Source organism: Streptomyces sp. NPDC059743 (genome assembly GCF_042732975.1).
In the GTDB taxonomy this organism is placed as follows: domain Bacteria; phylum Actinomycetota; class Actinomycetes; order Streptomycetales; family Streptomycetaceae; genus Streptomyces.
On the sequence record NZ_JBHWGS010000022.1, the window covers coordinates 76,408 to 94,603 of the forward strand.

14 protein-coding genes are annotated in these 18,196 nt (G+C 67.9%); 4 read left to right on the forward strand and 10 right to left on the reverse strand.

Annotated features, from left to right (window positions below; all coding sequences use genetic code 11):
• Window positions 1-108: 108 nt before the first annotated feature.
• The 4 genes from kdpB to ACFV6H_RS32250 all read right to left on the reverse strand — a co-directional run bounded on the left by kdpB (window position 109) and on the right by ACFV6H_RS32250 (window position 4,994).
• Window positions 109-2,415, reverse strand: coding sequence for a potassium-transporting ATPase subunit KdpB (gene kdpB / locus ACFV6H_RS32235; RefSeq protein ID WP_385549423.1), 2,307 nt, complete (start codon window positions 2,413-2,415; stop codon window positions 109-111).
• Entirely contained in the window at window positions 2,415-4,079 is a 1,665-nt protein-coding gene (gene kdpA / locus ACFV6H_RS32240) for a potassium-transporting ATPase subunit KdpA (protein WP_385549426.1), read from the reverse strand. The genes kdpB and kdpA overlap by 1 nt, the downstream gene beginning before the upstream one ends.
• Before the next feature lie 44 nt (window positions 4,080-4,123).
• On the reverse strand, window positions 4,124-4,213 hold the full coding sequence (gene kdpF / locus ACFV6H_RS32245; protein WP_107469283.1) for a K(+)-transporting ATPase subunit F: 90 nt from the start codon (window positions 4,211-4,213) through the stop codon (window positions 4,124-4,126).
• A gap of 592 nt (window positions 4,214-4,805) precedes the next feature.
• Window positions 4,806-4,994: a hypothetical protein gene (locus tag ACFV6H_RS32250; protein WP_385549429.1), complete on the reverse strand. Its 189-nt coding sequence runs from the start codon at window positions 4,992-4,994 to the stop codon at window positions 4,806-4,808.
• Between the two features lie 19 nt (window positions 4,995-5,013).
• Between ACFV6H_RS32250 and ACFV6H_RS32255 the strand changes: the two genes are divergently transcribed.
• From ACFV6H_RS32255 to ACFV6H_RS32265, 3 genes are all read left to right on the forward strand, one after another.
• Window positions 5,014-5,427 carry a fasciclin domain-containing protein gene (locus tag ACFV6H_RS32255; protein WP_385549432.1) on the forward strand — a complete coding sequence of 138 codons (414 nt, stop codon included), beginning with the start codon at window positions 5,014-5,016 and terminating at the stop codon, window positions 5,425-5,427.
• Between the two features lie 229 nt (window positions 5,428-5,656).
• Window positions 5,657-6,604, forward strand: a complete 948-nt coding sequence (locus ACFV6H_RS32260; protein WP_385549435.1) for a phosphotransferase enzyme family protein — start codon at window positions 5,657-5,659, stop codon at window positions 6,602-6,604.
• A 378-nt stretch (window positions 6,605-6,982) separates the two neighbouring features.
• Window positions 6,983-8,446, forward strand: coding sequence for a multicopper oxidase family protein (locus ACFV6H_RS32265; RefSeq protein WP_385549438.1), 1,464 nt, complete (start codon window positions 6,983-6,985; stop codon window positions 8,444-8,446).
• 49 nt (window positions 8,447-8,495) lie between these two features.
• Here the strand turns inward: ACFV6H_RS32265 and ACFV6H_RS32270 are convergent, their stop codons facing one another.
• A complete protein-coding gene (locus ACFV6H_RS32270; RefSeq protein ID WP_384986338.1) occupies window positions 8,496-8,957 on the reverse strand; it encodes a DUF1772 domain-containing protein in 462 nt (153 codons plus the stop codon).
• A gap of 359 nt (window positions 8,958-9,316) precedes the next feature.
• Here ACFV6H_RS32270 and ACFV6H_RS32275 point away from each other — a divergent pair, with 359 nt between their 5' ends.
• The gene (locus ACFV6H_RS32275; protein WP_385549442.1) at window positions 9,317-10,114 is read left to right on the forward strand and encodes a DNA-binding response regulator; all 798 of its coding nucleotides are present in this window, start codon (window positions 9,317-9,319) and stop codon (window positions 10,112-10,114) included.
• Between the two features lie 34 nt (window positions 10,115-10,148).
• Here ACFV6H_RS32275 and ACFV6H_RS32280 read toward each other — a convergent pair whose 3' ends face one another.
• The 5 genes from ACFV6H_RS32280 to mmsA form a co-directional block, all read right to left on the reverse strand.
• Window positions 10,149-11,006, reverse strand: a complete 858-nt coding sequence (locus ACFV6H_RS32280; protein WP_384778115.1) for an ABC transporter permease — start codon at window positions 11,004-11,006, stop codon at window positions 10,149-10,151.
• Complete coding sequence (locus tag ACFV6H_RS32285; protein ID WP_385549446.1) at window positions 11,003-13,633, reverse strand: alpha/beta fold hydrolase; 2,631 nt, start codon at window positions 13,631-13,633, stop codon at window positions 11,003-11,005. Before ACFV6H_RS32285 ends, ACFV6H_RS32280 begins: the two co-directional genes overlap by 4 nt.
• A 118-nt stretch (window positions 13,634-13,751) precedes the next feature.
• Window positions 13,752-14,348, reverse strand: coding sequence for a DUF4291 domain-containing protein (locus ACFV6H_RS32290; RefSeq protein WP_385549449.1), 597 nt, complete (start codon window positions 14,346-14,348; stop codon window positions 13,752-13,754).
• A gap of 84 nt (window positions 14,349-14,432) precedes the next feature.
• The gene (gene asnB / locus ACFV6H_RS32295; RefSeq protein WP_385549452.1) at window positions 14,433-16,274 is read right to left on the reverse strand and encodes an asparagine synthase (glutamine-hydrolyzing); all 1,842 of its coding nucleotides are present in this window, start codon (window positions 16,272-16,274) and stop codon (window positions 14,433-14,435) included.
• Between the two features lie 415 nt (window positions 16,275-16,689).
• Entirely contained in the window at window positions 16,690-18,189 is a 1,500-nt protein-coding gene (gene mmsA / locus ACFV6H_RS32300; protein ID WP_385549455.1) for a CoA-acylating methylmalonate-semialdehyde dehydrogenase, read from the reverse strand.
• Window positions 18,190-18,196 lie beyond the last annotated feature (7 nt).

Below are 18,196 nucleotides of genomic sequence, written 5' to 3' on the forward strand. Positions count from 1 at the left end.
GTCGCCTTCCGCTCGGTTCTGCACTGGTTGCGCTCGCTGGTTGCGTTCACTCGTTGTCTTCACCGGTTGTGTTCACCGGTTGCTTCTCATCGATCGCCCAGGGCTCAATCAGCCAAGGCCGGGAATGAACTGGATGATCAGATCGATCACCTTGATCCCGACGAACGGCAGAATCAGCCCGCCCAGCCCGTACAGCCAGATATTGCGTCTCAGAAGCGCGGACGCCGACGACGGGCGGTAACGGACGCCGCGCAGGGCCAGCGGGATCAGCGCCACGATGATCAGCGCGTTGAAGATGATCGCGGAGGAGATCGCGGACTCCGGGCTGTGCAGCCGCATCAGATTGAGGTTGTCGAGGCCCGGATACACGACCGCGAACATCGCGGGGATGATCGCGAAGTACTTCGCGACATCGTTGGCGATCGAGAAGGTCGTCAGCGCACCGCGCGTGATGAGCATTTGCTTGCCGATCGCGACAATCTCGATCAGCTTGGTCGGGTTGGAGTCCAGGTCCACCATGTTCCCGGCCTCCTTGGCGGCCGAGGTGCCGGTGTTCATGGCCACGCCCACATCCGCCTGGGCCAGCGCGGGCGCGTCGTTCGTACCGTCTCCCGTCATCGCGACCAGCTTGCCGCCGCTCTGCTCGCTCCTGATGAGCGCCATCTTGTCCTCGGGAGTGGCCTCGGCCAGGAAGTCGTCCACGCCCGCCTCCTCCGCGATCGCCCGCGCGGTCAGCGGATTGTCGCCGGTGATCATGACCGTACGGATGCCCATCCGGCGCAGCTCGTCGAAGCGCTCCCGCATCCCTTCCTTGACCACGTCCTTGAGATGGATGACGCCCAGCACCCGCGCGCTGCGGACGCCACCGCTGCCACCGCTGCCATCACTCACCGTCGACTCGGCGACGACCAGCGGAGTACCACCGCTCGCCGAGATGGCGTCCACGATCCCGCCGGCCGCGCTCATGGCCGCACCGGCCGCACCGCCCGAAGCCGCGCCGCCCGAAGTGGCCGTACCAGCTGCCCTGCCGGAGCCGGCCGTACCAATGGCTCCACTGGAAACGGCGAGGCCTCCGTTCTCCCGTACCCAGCGCATCACCGCCGCCGCGGCGCCCTTCCTCAGCGAGCGGCTGCCGCTGCCGTCCGGGAGGAGCAGATCGACGCCGCTCATCCGGCTCTGCGCGGTGAACGGTACGAACTCGGCGCCCGCCAGCTCTCCTTCCTCCCGGCCGCGCAGTGCGTACCGTTCCTTGGCGAGCACGACGATGGACCGGCCCTCAGGTGTTTCGTCCACCATTGACGAGAGCTGGGCGGCGTCCGCCAACTCCTCGACGCCGACGCCCTCCACCGGCAGAAACTCGGCGGCCTGGCGGTTGCCCAAGGTGATCGTGCCGGTCTTGTCGAGCAGCAGAGTGTTGACGTCACCGGCCGCCTCGACCGCACGGCCCGACATGGCCAGCACATTGCGCTGCACCAGCCGGTCCATGCCCGCGATCCCGATCGCCGAGAGCAGCGCCCCGATGGTGGTCGGGATCAGCGCGACCACGAGTGCGACCAGGATGACGATCGACTGTTCGGCGTGCGCGAACAGCGCGAACGGTTGAAGTGTCACCACGGCGATCAGGAAGACGATCGTCAGCGAGGCGAGCAGGATGTTCAGTGCGATCTCGTTGGGCGTCTTCTGCCGGGCCGCGCCTTCGACCAGTGCGATCATCCGGTCGATAAAGGTCTCGCCGGGCTTGGAGGTGATCCGTACGACGATACGGTCGGACAGCACCTTCGTTCCGCCGGTCACGGCCGAGCGGTCGCCGCCCGACTCCCGGATGACCGGCGCCGATTCACCCGTGATCGCCGACTCGTCCACACTCGCGACGCCCTCGACCACATCGCCGTCGCCCGGGATGATCTGCCCGGCCTCCACCACCACATGGTCACCGAGCCGTAGCTGTGTGGCCGACACCTGCTCCTCGGCCGGTTCTTGTGTGCCCGGCCGCCAACTGCTCGGCAGCCGACGCGCCATGGTGTCCGTCTTCGTCCGGCGCAGTGTCTCGGCCTGTGCCTTGCCACGGCCTTCGGCGACGGCCTCGGAGAGATTGGCGAAGACCGTCGTCAACCAGAGCCAGACGGTGATCACCCAGGCGAAGACGCTGGGATTCTTGATCGCCGAGAGGGTGGTCAGTACCGCGCCCACCTCCACGACGAACATCACCGGGTTGTGGAACATGGTCCGGGGATCGAGCTTGCGCAGCGCGCCGGGGAACGAGGTGACCAACTGCCGTGGTTCGAGCAATCCACCGGAGATACGGCGGCTGTTCGGCGCGAGCGGATCCGGATCCCTGAGACTGCTGAGACTCCTGGGGCTTCCAGGACTTCTGGAGCTTCCAAGACTTCTGGGGCGTCTGGAATTCCTGGGCATCAGCGCAGCCCTTCCGCGAGCGGCCCCAGCGCGAGTGCCGGGAAGTAGGTGAGGCCGACGACAATGAGGATCACGCCGGTGAGCAGACCGACGAAGAGCAGTCGATGCGTGGGAAGCGTCCCCGCGTTGACGGGAACCGGCTGCTCCGCCGCCAGGGATCCGGCGAGGGCCAGGATGAACACGATGGGCAGGAAGCGGCCGATGAGCATCGCCAGACCGAGGGCGGTGTTGTACCAGACGGTGTTCACGGAGAGCCCCGCGAAGGCCGAGCCGTTGTTGTTGGCGGCCGAGGTGAACGCGTAGAGCACTTCGGAGAAACCGTGCGGCCCCGGATTGAGCATCGCCGCCCGCTCACCGGGCAGCGCCATGGCGATGCCCGCGCCCGCCAGCACCACGGCGGGAGTGGTGAGGATATAGAGCGAGGCGAACTTCATCTGCCGGCCGCGCAGCTTCTTGCCCAGATACTCGGGCGTACGGCCGACCATCAGTCCCGCCACGAAGACGGCCACGACCGCCAGCACGAGGATTCCGTAGAGCCCGGATCCTGTACCGCCCGGCGCGATTTCGCCGAGCATCATATTGAAGATCGTCATCCCGCCACCGCCCGGTGTGTACGAGTCGTGGAAGGAGTTGACGGCGCCGCAGGACGTCAATGTCGTGGACACCGCGAAGAGCGCCGAGGACCAGATACCGAAGCGCTGTTCCTTGCCCTCCATCATTCCGCCGGCCGTGTGGCCCGCCGTACTGCTCACGCTGTGCAGCTCGTTGGCCGTGACGACGGCGACGGAGGCGGCCCAGATCAGAGCCATGACGCCGACGATCGCGTATCCCTGGCGGCGGTCGCCGACCATCGTGCCAAAAGTGCGCGGCAGCGAGACGGCGATCACCAGCAGCAGATAGATCTCCAGCCAGTTGGTGAAACCGTTCGGGTTCTCGAAGGGATGCGAGGAGTTGGCGTTGTAGAAGCCGCCGCCGTTGGTGCCGAGTTCCTTGATGGCCTCCTGCGAGGCGACCGGGCCACCGGGAAGGCTCTGGGTGGCGCCCGAGAGCGTGGGGATCGTATGGAAACCATGGAAATTCTGCACCACTCCCGACGCCACCAGCACGATCGCGAAAACGACACAGATGGGCAGCAGTACGCGCAGCACGATCCTGGTGAGGTCCACCCAGAAATTGCCGACACGGTCGGTCTTCTGACGGGTGAATCCACGGATGAGGGCGGCCACCACGGCGATACCGACGGCGGCGGAGACGAAATTCTGCACCGCGAGCCCCGCCATCTGGACGAGATGACCGAGCGCCGATTCACCCGAGTACGACTGCCAGTTCGTGTTTGTGACAAAGGAGACGGCCGTGTTGAACGACTGGTCGGCGTCCATGGCCGGAGTACCGAGACCGAGCAGAAAGTGATTCTGGAGGCGGAGAAATCCGTACAGGAACAGTACGGAGACAAGCGAGAAGGCGAGCACACTGCGAAGAAAAGCGGTCCAGGTCTGATCGGCGTCACCGGAGACTCCGCCGAGGCGGTAGAGCAGCCGCTCCAGCCGCCAGTGCCGGGGCGAGGTCAGGACGTACGCCAGGTAGTCGCCGAGCGGCCGGAAGGAGAGGGCGAGCGCCACCACCAGGGCGAGAATCTGAAGCCATCCCGCGAGCGTGTCGTTCATGGAGGACCTTTCCTGGGCCTTCCTCTGGTGGGAGGTGGGAGAGGCTAGAAACGCTCGGGAAAGAGCAGACAGAACACGAGATAGACGATCAGGAGTACGGCGACGATCAGTCCGACGATGTTCTCGACGCTCACAGCCGGCCCACTCCCTTCCCGACCAGACCGATCAGCGCGAAGACCGCGAGGGTGACCACGACATAGATGAGGTCGGACATCTGCACCCCGTGAAGAGGGACGGGCGGACGCGGACGAGAGCGAAGGGATGGACGGGACGGGCGGGACGGGCGGGACGTAGGCGACAGGCGGCTGCGCCGACGGACGTTTGACGCTATCGGCCACTCGACTGGCGGGCTCCTGACACGCCGGAGCCGATCGAGTGGCGGGCCCGACGGCCGTCGACAGCGGTCGGAACGCGGCGGACCTGCGGCTGAGCGCCGGTGACCGAGCGTTCCATAGCAGTAAACAGCGCGTCCCGCCCGAGATGCTGAGCGCCCTGAGGCATGACTACGCTTTACGGGCGGCTTGATCGATCACAAGATCGAATGGCCTCCCACGGCCGTCGCGGAGCCCGCCGATCCAGCCGCCGCATCGACGCCTCCGGGCCCGAGCCGGGGCCCTCCTCCCACAGGAAGAGGAATCGAACCATGAAACGCACCCGTCTCCGCACCACAGCCATGTCCACCGCCGCCGCGGTCGCCCTCCCGCTCTCGCTGGGAGCCATGGCTCCTCAGGCCTTCGCCGCCCCGACGCAGAGCACACCCACATCGGCCAGTACGCCGGCGTCGCCCAGTAGTACGTCCGCATCGCCGAGCCCGTCCACCTCACCGAGCACCTCGGCCTCGCCCAGCCCGTCCACGTCCGCCGGTGCGGCCGTCCCGTTCGGCCCCGGGTGCTCGTCGCTGTTGCGAAAGGGCATCGGCGGCAGCTTCGCGAGGATGGCGACCCAGCCGGCCGCCACCGCGCTGGCCGAGAACACGCATCTCTCCACCTTCGTCGCCCTGGTGAAGAAGGCCGGACTGGCCGACAAGCTCAACACCACGAAGGACATCAGCATCTTCGCCCCGACCAACGACGCCTTCGCCAAGCTCTCCAAGACACAGCTCGACGGGATCCGCAACAACGAGGCCCAGCTCAGAAAGGTCCTGAACTACCACGTGACGGAGAAGAAGATCGCGCCCGACCAGCTCCCGAACGGTGTCTTCAAAACACTGGAGGGCGGCACGCTCACCACGTCGGGCTCGGATCAGTCGTTCAAGGTCAACGGGACGACGAACATCGTCTGCGGCGACGTCCGGACCAAGAACGCCACCGTGTACGTGATCGACACAGTGCTGATGCCTCCGAGCTAGGCACCGCCCGACCAGGCACTGCCCGACGCCTGCCCCGCCACAGTCGGCGCCCGGTCTCCAGCGGAAGGAGACCGGGCGCCGGGCGTTTACGTGCGCGGCCGGATGACCGTATCGCCGAGCGTCATCGAACGCGTGTTCTATGATTCCCTCGGTGTGACCCGTGACAGGCCCTTGATCAGGTCCGTTCTCCGGGCGCCAGCCCTTGCCCGTCCGTGCGTCCGGAGGAATTATGCGCCCTGTCAAGCCTTTGCCGCCGTCGCTGCGGACCTGGGCGGAGCATGCCGTCGGCCCCCTCTCCGCCGTACGGGACGCCTCGCATCCCCGCGAGAACTCCCGGGTGTGGGACCTCACCGACACACGCGGCCGGCACTTCTTCGTCAAGCAGTCACCGACTCCAACGTTCTACGAGCGCGAGACCTTCGGTTATCAGTCCGCCGTACCCGCGCTGGGCTTCGGCCGCGCCCCGCGCCTGGTGGACACCGATGCCCATCGGCTGGCGCTGCTGCTGACCGCCGTACCCGGCGCGCCGGTCTCCCGGCTCACCCTCACCGTCCCGGAACACCGTGCCGCGCACCGGCAGTTCGGCACACTGCTGCGGCGGCTGCACGGTACGGAGAAGATGCCCGCGCAGGGCCGCCGGGCAGCGGAGGCGGCGGTCGAGCACACGGCCGCCGCTGCCGAGAAGCACCTCGCACGCGTGGGCGACCGACTCTCTGAAGACCGGCGCACGCTCGTACGCCGTGCGGCCGACCAATTGCTGAGGCTGACGGACCTGCTCGCTCCGGGCCATATCCACGGCGACGCGCAGGAGCGTAACGCCCTCTGGTCCGGGCCCCAGTCCGGACCCGGCCCCGGAGCCGGGACCGGGTCCGCGCCCAGGTCCGGATCCGGGCGGCTGGCCATGATCGACTTCGAGCGGTCCCGGTACGCCCCGGCCGTCCAGGACTTCGTACGGCTGGCCTGTGGACCTTGGCAGGACCGCGACGATCTGCGCAGCGCCTTCTTCCAGGGCTACGGCCGCCCGCTGACCGATGCCGAACGCCATGCCCTGCCGTGTCTGGCGGCGCTGGACGCCGCGAGCTGTCTGGCCTACGGACCGGCCCATGGCGAACACGATGTCACCGAGCGCGGACTACGCACACTGGACCGGCTGGAGAAAGGCATCTTCAGCCGATAAAGCAGTCTTTCGCGCGCCCGAGGATGTTCCGCATTAAAATACTGAGGATTAAAGTACTGAGCATACTGAGGCATGACGCATGACGGCGCCTTGAGAATTCCCGGGAGAAAGCCGGATCGAGGAGCGCTGGATCCCTGCTCGATTCCCACTCGATTCCCGCTGGACCGGCGCTGGATCCGCGCTGGATCCGCGCTGGACCTGCACTGGAACGGTAGTGGACCGGCGCTGGGTCCCTATCCGCCGATAGACGGCACAAACACCATGAGCGCCGCCCGCACGGAACCGATCCCGACCGGCGACCACTTCCGGCTAGGTAGCATCCCCGCGATCGGAACGGGGACCGACTCCTTTTCCCCGGAATCCCGGAAGGATTTTCTTGTGCTTTCTCGTCGTCATGCGATACGGATCGGGCTCACCGCGGGAGCCCTCGGCGTCAGCGGTGCCACAGGCTGGACGGCACAGGCGCTCAGCAGCCGCGGCACGCGGAGTACGGCAGCGGCGGCGGCCGTACCCGCCGGCCCTGTCACGCCGTTCAGCGTGCCTCTCACCCGGCCACCGGTGCTCGCGCCGGTCCGCAGATCGGCGACCACGGACTACTACTCGGTGGTGATGGCCAAGGCCCGGCGCGAGATCCTGCCGGGCACCACGACAGAGCTGTTCACCTACAACGGCTCCTTCCCGGGCCCGACGATACGTGCGCGCTCCGGACGGACCGTGGTGGTCAAGCAGGTCAACTCGCTGTCCATGCCGACCTCGGTGCATCTGCACGGCGGCAACAACCCACCGGCCGACGACGGCGGCGCGATGGACACGATCGCGCCGGGCGCCACCAGGACATACACATACGCCAACTCCCAGCCGGGCGCGACTCTGTGGATGCACGACCACGCGCACCACATGGAGTCCGAGCATGTCTACCGCGGACTCTCCAATGTCTATCTGCTGGGCGACGACAGGGAGGACGCGCTCGGGCTGCCGTCCGGCGAGTTCGAGGTGCCGCTGGTCCTGCGCGACGCGCGGTTCGACGCGGACGCACAGCTTGTCTACGAGATGGACGATGCCTTCAACCGGACGACGATCCTGGTGAACGGCAGGCCCTGGCCCGTGATGAAGGTCAAGGGACGCAAATACCGCCTCCGGCTGGTCAACGCCTCCAACCTGCGGTTCTTCGCGCTTGAGCTCTCCGACGGCAGCCCGATGACTCAGATAGGCTCCGACGGCGGACTGCTGGAGAAGCCGGTCCCGACCACACAGCTTCTGCTCACTCCCGGTGAACGCGCCGATCTGGTCATCGACTTCGCCCAGTACCGCCCGGGCACCCAGCTCGTTCTGAAGAACCTGATGGGTCCGGGGCCGGTGGAGGAGATCGGCCAGGTCATGCGGTTCGACGTCGGCGCCCGGGTGCACGACCCGAGCAGGGTCCCCGCCACCCTCACCTCACTGCCGGCGCCACGGAAGGCCACCGTGGAGCGGAGCTTCCAGCTCAGCATGGACGAGACGGGCGCCACTCAGCAGGGCTTCATCAACGGCAAGGGCTACGATCCGAACCGTATCGACACGACCGTGAACTGGGGCGCCACCGAGGTCTGGACCGTCACCAACGCCAGCACGCTCATACCGCACAACTTCCATATGCACCTGGTGCAGTTCCGCGTCCTCGAACGCGACGGGGGCCCGGTCCCCGCTTCGGAAGCGGGGCGCAAGGACACCGTGGTGCTGATGCCTGGTCAGACCGTCAAACTCCTGGTGACATTCGACAGTCATCGCGGAGTGTTCCCGTACCACTGCCATCTGATCGACCACGGCGGGATGGGCATGATGGCCAACTTCAAGGTCGTCTGACATTCCACGGCCCTGCCGCCCGCCCCGCCCCGCCCGCCTCGCCGACTCGTTACGAGAGGGTGGCGCTGACCACCAGGATGAAGCCGGCGACGGAGAACAGGGTGCGGGCCCGGTGGCAGGCGTTCCAGCGCGACTCGAACGCCTTGCGCGCCACACTGTCAGGAGAGGAAGTCGACGCGGCGAGCTGGTTGTTGAGCGGGACATTGCCGCCGATGGTGATGAAATGGTTGATGACCACACAGACCAGTCCCGCCACCAGAAGCCACTTCTGGTTCTCGGAGCGGCCGTCGACCGGGACGGCGAGGGCCGCTATCGGGAAGCCCACTATGGCGAAGAAGGTCAGCAGGAAGAGCGGGCGCGGCACCAGCTCGTTGATCCTGCGCATGGCCGGGACGAACTGCTCGTCCGTCAGCCGGGCGAGGGCGGGCATGACACCGGTCTGGAATATGAGGAAGTTCCCCGCGAACAGACCTGTGGAGATCGCGGAGAGAGCGAGCAGCAAAGTGGCCATGCGGTCCATCATCTCGCACCAAGAGGCAGGCACGGCACCGTTCTTGAGCACTCCTCGATCACGGTGAAGAGTCGCCCGGGCGGGTCATCCTCATCGGTGAAGGTTCGGCCGGTCCCTGGCCCGTCCTTGGCGGTTCATCGTCATCCTCCCTCCGTCTCATGTGTCTCACTTGTCGCGGGTTGTCCCGGACAGCTTGTGTCGTTTCATACCGAGTGATCACCAGCATGTGACAGAAAGGGCGGATTGCCGAGGCTCTGGCATGGAGTCGCCACTCCCTGAACTGCACTTGTCACGGTGAGCGATGATGTGCGTACATGGAGTGGCGTACGGCTCCGAGGGGATGGCGGGGGTGGTCAGCCGTGGCGGATGTTTCAGGGTCCGTGCTCAACAGGTCGGCGCTGTCGTTGGGCGTGATGCGGGAGGACGTGGTGGACACGCTCCATCCTCCCGGCCGGCAGATCCGAGGGGTGCGTCAGGTGACGGCCACACTGACGGCTCTGGTCCGCTCCGCCCGCCGTGAGCTGCTGATCTTCGACGATCCGGGAAGCTGTCTGGGCCAGTGCATTCCCGAGCAGTTCCTTGAGTTCGCCAGCGCCTGTGTACGGGCGGCGGGCGATCTGGACTGGCAGGACGGCGGCCCGGGCACGGGTCCCGGCGTCGGCGGAAAGGGACGTGGCCGTTCGCCCTCGGTCGGCGTCCGCCGGATCGTGCCACGGCACGGGCTGGCCGGGCTCGCGTATCCGCTGCCGCGTCAGCTTCCCGGCCGGGCCAGACAGACGGACTCCATCCCGTTCAAGATGATCCTGGTCGACCGCGCGGTGGCGGCGGTCCCGCTCGATCTCCAACTCCACTACCACGGACTGCTGCTGATCCGCGATCCGGTGGTCGTCCAGGCCCTGGTCCGTACGCACCAGGCATGGTGGGAGACGGGCGAGGAGCTCCCGACGGCCGCGCTCCCCACACCCGGAGTGCTGCCGGGACAGCTCCGGCCCGTGCTGGAGGCCCTGCTGGCCGGGCTCACGGACGAGACGGCGGCCACCCGGCTCGGGATGTCGAGCCGGACATACAGCCGTCGCGTCGGCGATCTGCTCACCGCCCTCGGCACGACGAGCCGCTTCCGGGCGGGCGCGGAAGCGGCTCGAAGGGGGTGGATCTAGGGGGCCGGTAAAGCCGGGGCCAGCGGGTCAGGGCCTAGGAAACGATGTCCTTACGGGAGAAGCCACGGAAGGCCAGGGCGAAGAGGATCAGCGCATAGGTGACCGAGATCGCCGAGCCCTTCAGCATGCCGCCCCATTCGAGCTGCGGCTGAAGCGCGTCCGCCCAGGCGAACTGCCAGTGCGCGGGCAGGAAGTCCCGCCATGATCCCAGCGCCGTCACGGCGTCCAGCACATTGCCGACGATCGTCAGACCGACCGCGCCGCCGACCGCGCCCAGCGGGGCATCGGTCTTGGTCGACAGCCAGAAAGCGAGTCCTGCGGTGACCAGTTGGGAGACAAAGATGAACGCGACGACCAGAGCCAGCCGCGGCAGGGCGTCGGCGGAGGCCAGAGTGCCGCCCGTGGGCAGTTCGAGTGGCCGCCAGCCGTATGCCGCCGTGCCCACCGCCAGCCCGACCAGCGGCAGCAGCACCATCGCCGCCGCGCTCATACCGAGCGCCACCACCAGCTTGCTCCAGAGCAGCCGGGCCCTGGGCACGGGCGCGGCGAGGAGATAGCGCAGCGAGGACCAGCTCGCCTCGGAGGCCACGGTGTCTCCGCAGAACAGCGCGACGGGCACCACCAGCAGAAAGCCCGCGGAGACAAAGAGACAGGTGGCGGCGAAGTTGGCGCCGGAGGCGGTCGCGGTCTCGATCAGGGTCACCCGGTTGTTCTCACCGGCGCCCGGAGTGCCGCCGATCGCGAAGGCCGCGACCAGGATGAAGGGCAGGGCGACCAGCACGCCGCCCATCGCCAGCGTCCGCCGGCGCTTGAGCTGGCGCAGCGCCTCGACGCGGAGCGGCAGGGTGTGCCGTGTCCGGTAGCCGGGTGCCGATTCGATCAGCGCGCTCATGCGGAGCCTCCTGAGATCAGGGTGAGGAACGCATCCTCCAGGCGACGGTGCGGCCCGACGCCCGTGATCGGTACATCCAGCCGTACCAGCTCGGTGATCAGGGAACTGCCGCTCGCACCGTCGAGCTGTACGAGCAGTCCGTCGTCCGTGCGTACGGCGGAGCCGATGCCCGCCAGCGCGGCGACCTTCCCGATGACGGGCTCGGACACCTGCTCGGCGGTGGTGATGAGCAGGGTGTCGCCGGAGCCGGTGATCTCGGCGACCGGGCCTGCCTGGATGAGCTGCCCGCGGTGCATGACCACGAGATGAGTACAGGACTGTTCGACCTCGGAGAGGAGATGGCTGGAGACGATGACCGTTCTGCCGTCGGCCGCGTATCGGATCATCACATCCCGCATCTCGCGGATCTGCGGCGGGTCGAGACCGTTGGTCGGTTCGTCAAGGATCAGCAGATCCGGCATACCGAGCATGGCCTGTGCGATGGCGAGCCGCTGCCGCATGCCCTGGGAGTAGGTGCGTACAGCCCGAGCGAGAGCGTCCCCGAGCCCGGCGATCTCCAGGGCCTCCTCGATATGGGAGTCCCCGGCCGGGCGGCCGGTGGCCTGCCAGTACAGCTCCAGATTGTCGCGTCCCGAAAGATGCGGCAGGAAGCCCGCGCCTTCGACGAACGAGCCGACGCGGGAGAGCACGGGAGCACCCGGCCGGATGGCATGCCCGAAGACCCGGATCTCACCGGCGTCCGGGCTGATCAGTCCCATCAGCATGCGCAGAGTGGTGGTCTTGCCCGCGCCGTTCGGGCCGAGCAGACCGAGCACCTGTCCCTTCTCGACCCGGAGGGAGAGATCCCGTACCGCGTACCGGTCGGCGGACTTGGCGTACCGCTTGCTCAGATCGGTGATCTGCAAGGGCACCTCGGCGAGCGCGGGATCGGGCGCCGGGGCGTTGGTGCGGCGGCGCGCGGTGAGCAGCAGGGCGCCTGCGATCAGCGCGCCCGCCGCCGGCAGTCCCCAGACCCACCAGGGCAGCCCGGCGGAGCCGGTGGTGAGGGCGGGCACGGTGGGCACGGTCAGCGGACCGTCCAGGGCGACCCGATAGGTGGCCGGAGTGACCGGCGAGGCATAGCCGAGGTCGGTGGCGGCGAGGACGACCCGGAGCCGGTGGCCGGGCACGATCTGATGGTCGATGGCGGGCAGCGTCAGCTCGACGGTCCTGCCCTGGCGTGCGTCCTCCACGCGTACGGGCGCGACAAGCTGCGAGGGAAGCACCTGTGACCGGCCGTCGGGGCCGACGTCGTACACCTTGGCGAAGAGCACCGCGTCACCGCTGCTGGAGGCGACCGTGGCCCGGACCGTCGGTGAGCCGGTGATCCGCAGCGAGTGTGCCAGCGGCCGGGAGTCGAAGCCCGCGTACTGCCCGGGGAAGTCGCGGGAGAGCCCGACGCCGAGCGAGGAGAGCTGGGAGACTCCGCCGGTCAGTCCCGGTACGGCCGAGACTCCGGGCGGGCTGGCGCCGGCCGGGTTGGCGAACGTCTGGGTGCCTCCCGCGAGCGGCACGGTGGTGGAGCCGCTCTCCAGGCCCGGATAGCGATCGCTGCTCGCGCCACGGAGCTGGGTCTCGCCATCGGTGGAGTCGATGCCTCCGGTACGGCTGACCCGGAAGGCGGGTCCGGTGTCCGTGCCCTTCTCGTCCTTGAGATAGCGGTCGAACCAGGACGAGATCCGGCCCTGGAGCCGGTCGCTCTCCTGGTCACCGCCGTCGTGTCCGCCCGCCATCCAGTCGACGTCGACGGGCGCGCCGTTGGCGCTGATCGCCTTGGCCATGGCATCGGCCTGGCCAAGCGGGAAGAGGGAGTCGGTCTGGCCCTGCACGATCAGCGCGGGCACATCGATACGGTCACCGACGGCGGCCGGGCTGCGCTCCTCCAGCAGCTCACGGGCGGCGGTGTCCGGTGTGCCGGAGACTGCGACGCGTTCGTACATGGCGCAAAGCTGCTTCTCGAAGGTGGTGCAGCCGCCACCGGTGGAGAAGAAGATCCCGGCCCAGAGTTTCTTGAAGACACCGTCGGGGAAGAGCGCGTCGGCGAGGTTCCAGTAGGTGACCAGCGGCGCGATCGCATCGACGCGCCGGTCGTATCCGGCGGCGAGCAGGGACACGGCGCCTCCGTAGGAGGCACCGGTCACGCCCACCCTGGGATCGCCCTTGCCGTCGAGCCGGACCTCGGGCCGCTTCGCCAGCCAGTCGATCAGCCGGGAGACATCCTTGACCTCGTGGTCGGGGTCGTTGAGCCCGATCTCTCCGGTGGACTTCCCGAAGCCGCGCGCCGACCAGGTCAGCACCGCGTATCCGTCACGCGCGAGCTTCTGGGCCTGGGCCCGTACATCGTCCTTGCTGCCGCCGAAGCCGTGCCCGATCAGCACGGCGGGTCTGCGTCCGCCGTCGGTGGTGAAGTACGAGGTGTCGATCCGGGCGCCGGGCATGTTCAGCACCTGGTCCTGCTGATGGACGGCGGGCGGCCCGTCCGAGGCGACGGCGGTCCAGGTACCGGCTCCGACGAGCACGGCGAAAGCGGCCACGCCCACGAGCCAGCGCGGGCGCGGCCGGGACCGGCGGGGGGTTCGGGTCTCCATGCTTGAACCCTAAACGGGCCCTGCAACCGATGCCGCTGCCACCGGTCGGAACTCGGTGGCCTCCTCGGGTAGTACGAGGTGAAGGCCACCTACACCAGACGCGGTACACAGGCAGGTCTCAGGCGGCGCTCAGGTGGGCGAGGAGCTCTTCGCCGGCCGGATAGCCGGTCTCGGCGGGAAGCAGCTTCTCGGCGGTGGACCGGTCGCCCTCGCGCACCAGGGCATGGATCCGGTGCGCGAGCGAGGTCACATCCGTGACGGAGACGATCCACCCGTCCGCGTACCGCCGCGCGGCCTCGCCGGACAGACCGAGCTGAAGCGAGCGGTACGGCAGCGGACCAAGGTGCAGATCCCGCTCCGGATCCCACTGCACCCGGGCGGGAGCCGTCCTCAGCTCCCGCTTCCAGGCCGCCTGGTCGGGATGCACGGCACGGTCGTAATGCGACAGACAGGCGTTCCGCAGCGCCCACTCGAAGCCGTCCCGGGAGATCTCCACGGCGAGTACGGTCTCCTGGCCCTCCTTGGTGCCCCAGCCGCAGCGGTACATCATCCACAGGAACGAAGGCTTGATCCATGTCATACGGTCCCGCTTCCAGGCGGCGGGGAACCGGCCGTCACGGGCCGTCGGCAGGCCGATGGCCGGCGAATACGCCTGGTAGACGGTGATCGTGGCCGCCGTGTGCAGCGCGCGGATCCGGTACTTCGGTTCTGGCATGGGACCAGCGTGCTGCGCCGCTCCGGGACCGGGCCACCTATTTACAGTACGGGCCCACGGGCGCGGGCTAATAGCCGGGCTCGGTCAGGTGAGGACGATCTCCGGGTGGTACATGTCCAGCCAGAGCGCCATGTCCAGCGTGCGTTCCAGGCCTCGGCGGGAGGCCATGGTGGTCTGCGGGGTCTGCCGTTCCGCCAGGTGGCGGACGCGGTCGGGGTCGAGCACCTCGAAGACCGGGTGGGACGGGTCGGCGAGCAGATCCTTGATCTGCTGTTGCAGGGCGATCGCGTACTTGGGGTCCTGTGTGGAGGGGTAGGGGCTCTTGACCCGGTCGTAGACCGACTTGGGCAGCAGATCTGCCGTCGCCTCCCGCAGCAGGCTCTTCTCCCGGCCGTCGAAGGACTTCATCGACCACGGGGCGTTGTACACGTACTCGACCAGCCGGTGGTCGCAGTACGGCACCCTGACCTCCAGCCCGACCGCCATGCTCGTACGGTCCTTGCGGTCGAGCAGCAACCGGACGAAGCGCGTCAGATGGAGCGCGCAGATCTTCCGCATCCGGTACTCGAAGTCGCTCTCGCCGTCCAGGCGTTCGACTTCGGCAATGGCGGCAGCGTAGTTGTCCTGGAGGTATCCCCGCATGTCCAGGGCCTTGTTCACCTGGGGCCGCAGTACATCGGCGTCGTCCCCGATGTACTGCTCGGAGCGCACCAGCCATGGGAACGTCTCGGCCCGTCTGGCCTCCTCGTCGAAGAACTGGAGATAGCCGCCGAAGACCTCGTCCGCCGATTCGCCGGAGAGCGCGACCGTCGAGCGCTCCCGGACCGCCCTGAAGAGCAGATAGAGCGAGGAGTCCATGTCACCGAGCCCCATGGGAATGTCACGGGCCCTGATCACCCTGGCCCGTACCTCGGGATCGGCCAGATCGTTCGAGTCGAGCACGATGTCCTGGTGATCCGTGCCCGAGGCGTGCGCGACATCATGGACGAAGGGCGTGTCCGGCGTGGTACGGAGTTCATCGGCGACGAAGTGCTCGGTCCTCCCGACGAAGTCGACGGCGAAGCTGCGGACCTTCTCACCGGTCTCGGCGAGCTGCCGGGCGGCCAGCGCCGTCATCGCGGACGAGTCCAGTCCGCCGGACAGCAGGGTGCAGCGCGGTACGTCGGAGACGAGCTGGCGGCGCACGATGTCGTCGAGGAGCGTGCGTACCCGCGCCACGGTGGCGTCGCGGTCGTCGGTGTGCGGCCTGGTCTCCAGCGACCAGTAGACATGGCGGCGCGGTCCGTTGTGGTCGACGGTCACAACGGTGCCTGGCTCGACCTCGCGCATACCGTCCCAGATCGCATGGCCGGGCGTTTTCACAAAGCCGAACAGCTCGCGCAGCCCGTCGAGGTCGACCCGGGCGCGGGCGAGCGGATTGGCGAGGATCGCCTTCGGCTCGGAGCCGAACAGCACTCCTCCGGGGATCGGATAGTAGTAGAAGGGCTTGATGCCCATCCGGTCGCGGATCATCACAAGCTTCTGATACCTGCCGTCCCAGACGGCGAAGGCGTACATCCCGTTGAGGCGTTCGGCCATCGCCTCGCCCCATTCCAGATAGCCGTGCAGAACGACCTCGGTGTCGGAGTCGGTGGTGAACCGATGACCGCGTCCGGTCAGCTCTGCGCGCAGCTCGGTAAAGTTGTAGGTCTCGCCCGAGTAGACGAGCGCGAGCGTGCCCTGCGGTGTCACAAGGGTCATCGGCTGCCGCCCTCCCGGCAGGTCGATGATCGCCAGTCGCCGGTGTCCGAGGGCGGCGGGACCGCTGATCCAGGTGCCGCCGGCGTCGGGGCCCCGGCAGGACATAGTCTCCGTCATCGCATCCAGCGTTTCGGATGCGTCGAGCAGTACGCGGTCGAAGGAGACCCAACCGGTGATGCCACACATGTGTGTCCTCCTGCTTCCGGTCGCCGGATCAGTTGTATCCAGCATCTAACTATCGAGCGTCAGTCATTCGAGTGCGCTCGGTCAACGCGGCCGTGACGGCACCGGTCACGGGACACGGCGATCTCGACCGGCCTTCGCAGGGAGGTGGAACGGCGTCGCCGCGCGGTCTTCAGGGCGCGGCAAGGCCTTTGAGGTGGCCAGGAGACGGCATGGAGGCGGGCTTGGGCCCATAGGCAAAAACTTCACCAATTACCCCGAATGGCCCTATCGAGCGGCGGCCCGCCCGCTCGGGACCCGGCCCGGTCCCACACGACACGACCGCCTCACGAGCGGCGGCCCGTACGGACATCGCTGTCCGTACGGGCCGCCGCTCACGCGCTCGGGTCCATACGCGGGCCCGGTCCCAGCTCTCGGCTCAGTGGTTGCGCGGGAATCCCAGGTCCACGCCCGCCGGGGCCTCCGCCGGGTCGGGCCAGCGGGTGGTGACCACCTTGCCGCGTGTGTAGAAGTGCACGCCGTCGTTGCCGTAGATGTGATGGTCGCCGAAGAGCGAGTCCTTCCAGCCGCCGAAGGAGTGGTAGCCGACGGGCACCGGGATCGGCACATTCACTCCGACCATGCCGGCCTCGATCTCCAGCTGGAAGCGGCGGGCCGCGCCTCCGTCACGGGTGAAGATCGCCGTACCGTTGCCGAACGGCGAGGCGTTGATCAGCTTCACGCCCTCCTCGTATGTCTCCGTGCGCAGCACACAGAGCACCGGGCCGAAGATCTCGTCGCGGTAGGCGTCGGAGTCGGTGGAGACCCGGTCGAGCAGGGACAGCCCGATCCAGTGGCCGTCCTCGAAGCCGTCGACCGTGTAGCCCGTGCCGTCCAGGACGACATCGGCGCCCTGGGCCGCCGCTCCCGTGACATACGAGGCGACCTTGTCACGGTGCGCCTTGGTGATCAGCGGGCCCATCTCGGACATCGGGTCGTTGCCGGGACCGATCTTGATCTTCTCGGCGCGCTCACGGATCTTGGCGACCAGTTCATCACCGATCGCGCCCACCGCGACAACCGCCGAGATCGCCATACAGCGCTCGCCGGCCGAGCCGTACGCCGCGGAGACGGCCGCGTCCGCGGCGGCGTCCAGATCGGCGTCGGGCAGGACGAGCATATGGTTCTTGGCGCCGCCGAGGGCCTGCACGCGCTTGCCGTTGGCGGAGGCCGTCGTATGGATATAGCGGGCGATCGGCGTGGAACCGACGAAGGAGACCGCCGCCACATCCGGGTGTGCGAGCAGGGAGTCCACCGCGATCTTGTCGCCGTGCACGACATTCAGCACGCCGTCGGGCAGCCCTGCCTCCGCGGCCAGCTCGGCCAGCAGATTCGCGGCCGACGGGTCCTTCTCGCTGGGCTTCAGTACGAAGGTGTTCCCGCACGCGATCGCCAGCGGGAACATCCACATCGGCACCATCGCGGGAAAGTTGAAGGGCGTGATGCCCGCGACCACGCCCACCGGCTGGCGGATCGCCGCCACATCGACCCGGTTGGAGACCTGTGTGGACAGCTCTCCCTTGAGCTGGGTGGTGATCCCGCAGGCCAGCTCGACGATCTCCAGACCACGCGCGACCTCGCCGAGGGCGTCCGAGTGGACCTTGCCGTGCTCGGCGGTGATCAGCGCGGCGATGTCATCACGGTGTGCGTCGAGCAGCGCGCGGTAGCGGAAGAGGATGCCCGTGCGCTGGGCCAGGGATGAGGTGCCCCAGGTGGCGTACGCGGCCTTCGCGGCGGCGACGGCGCCGTCCACCTCCTCGGCGGAGGCCAGTGCGACCTGAGTGGTGACGGCGCCGGTCGCCGGGTCGGTCACCGGGCCCCAGTTGCCCGACGCGCCCTCGACGGTCTTGCCACCGATCCAGTGGTTGACGGTCTTCATTGCGTGC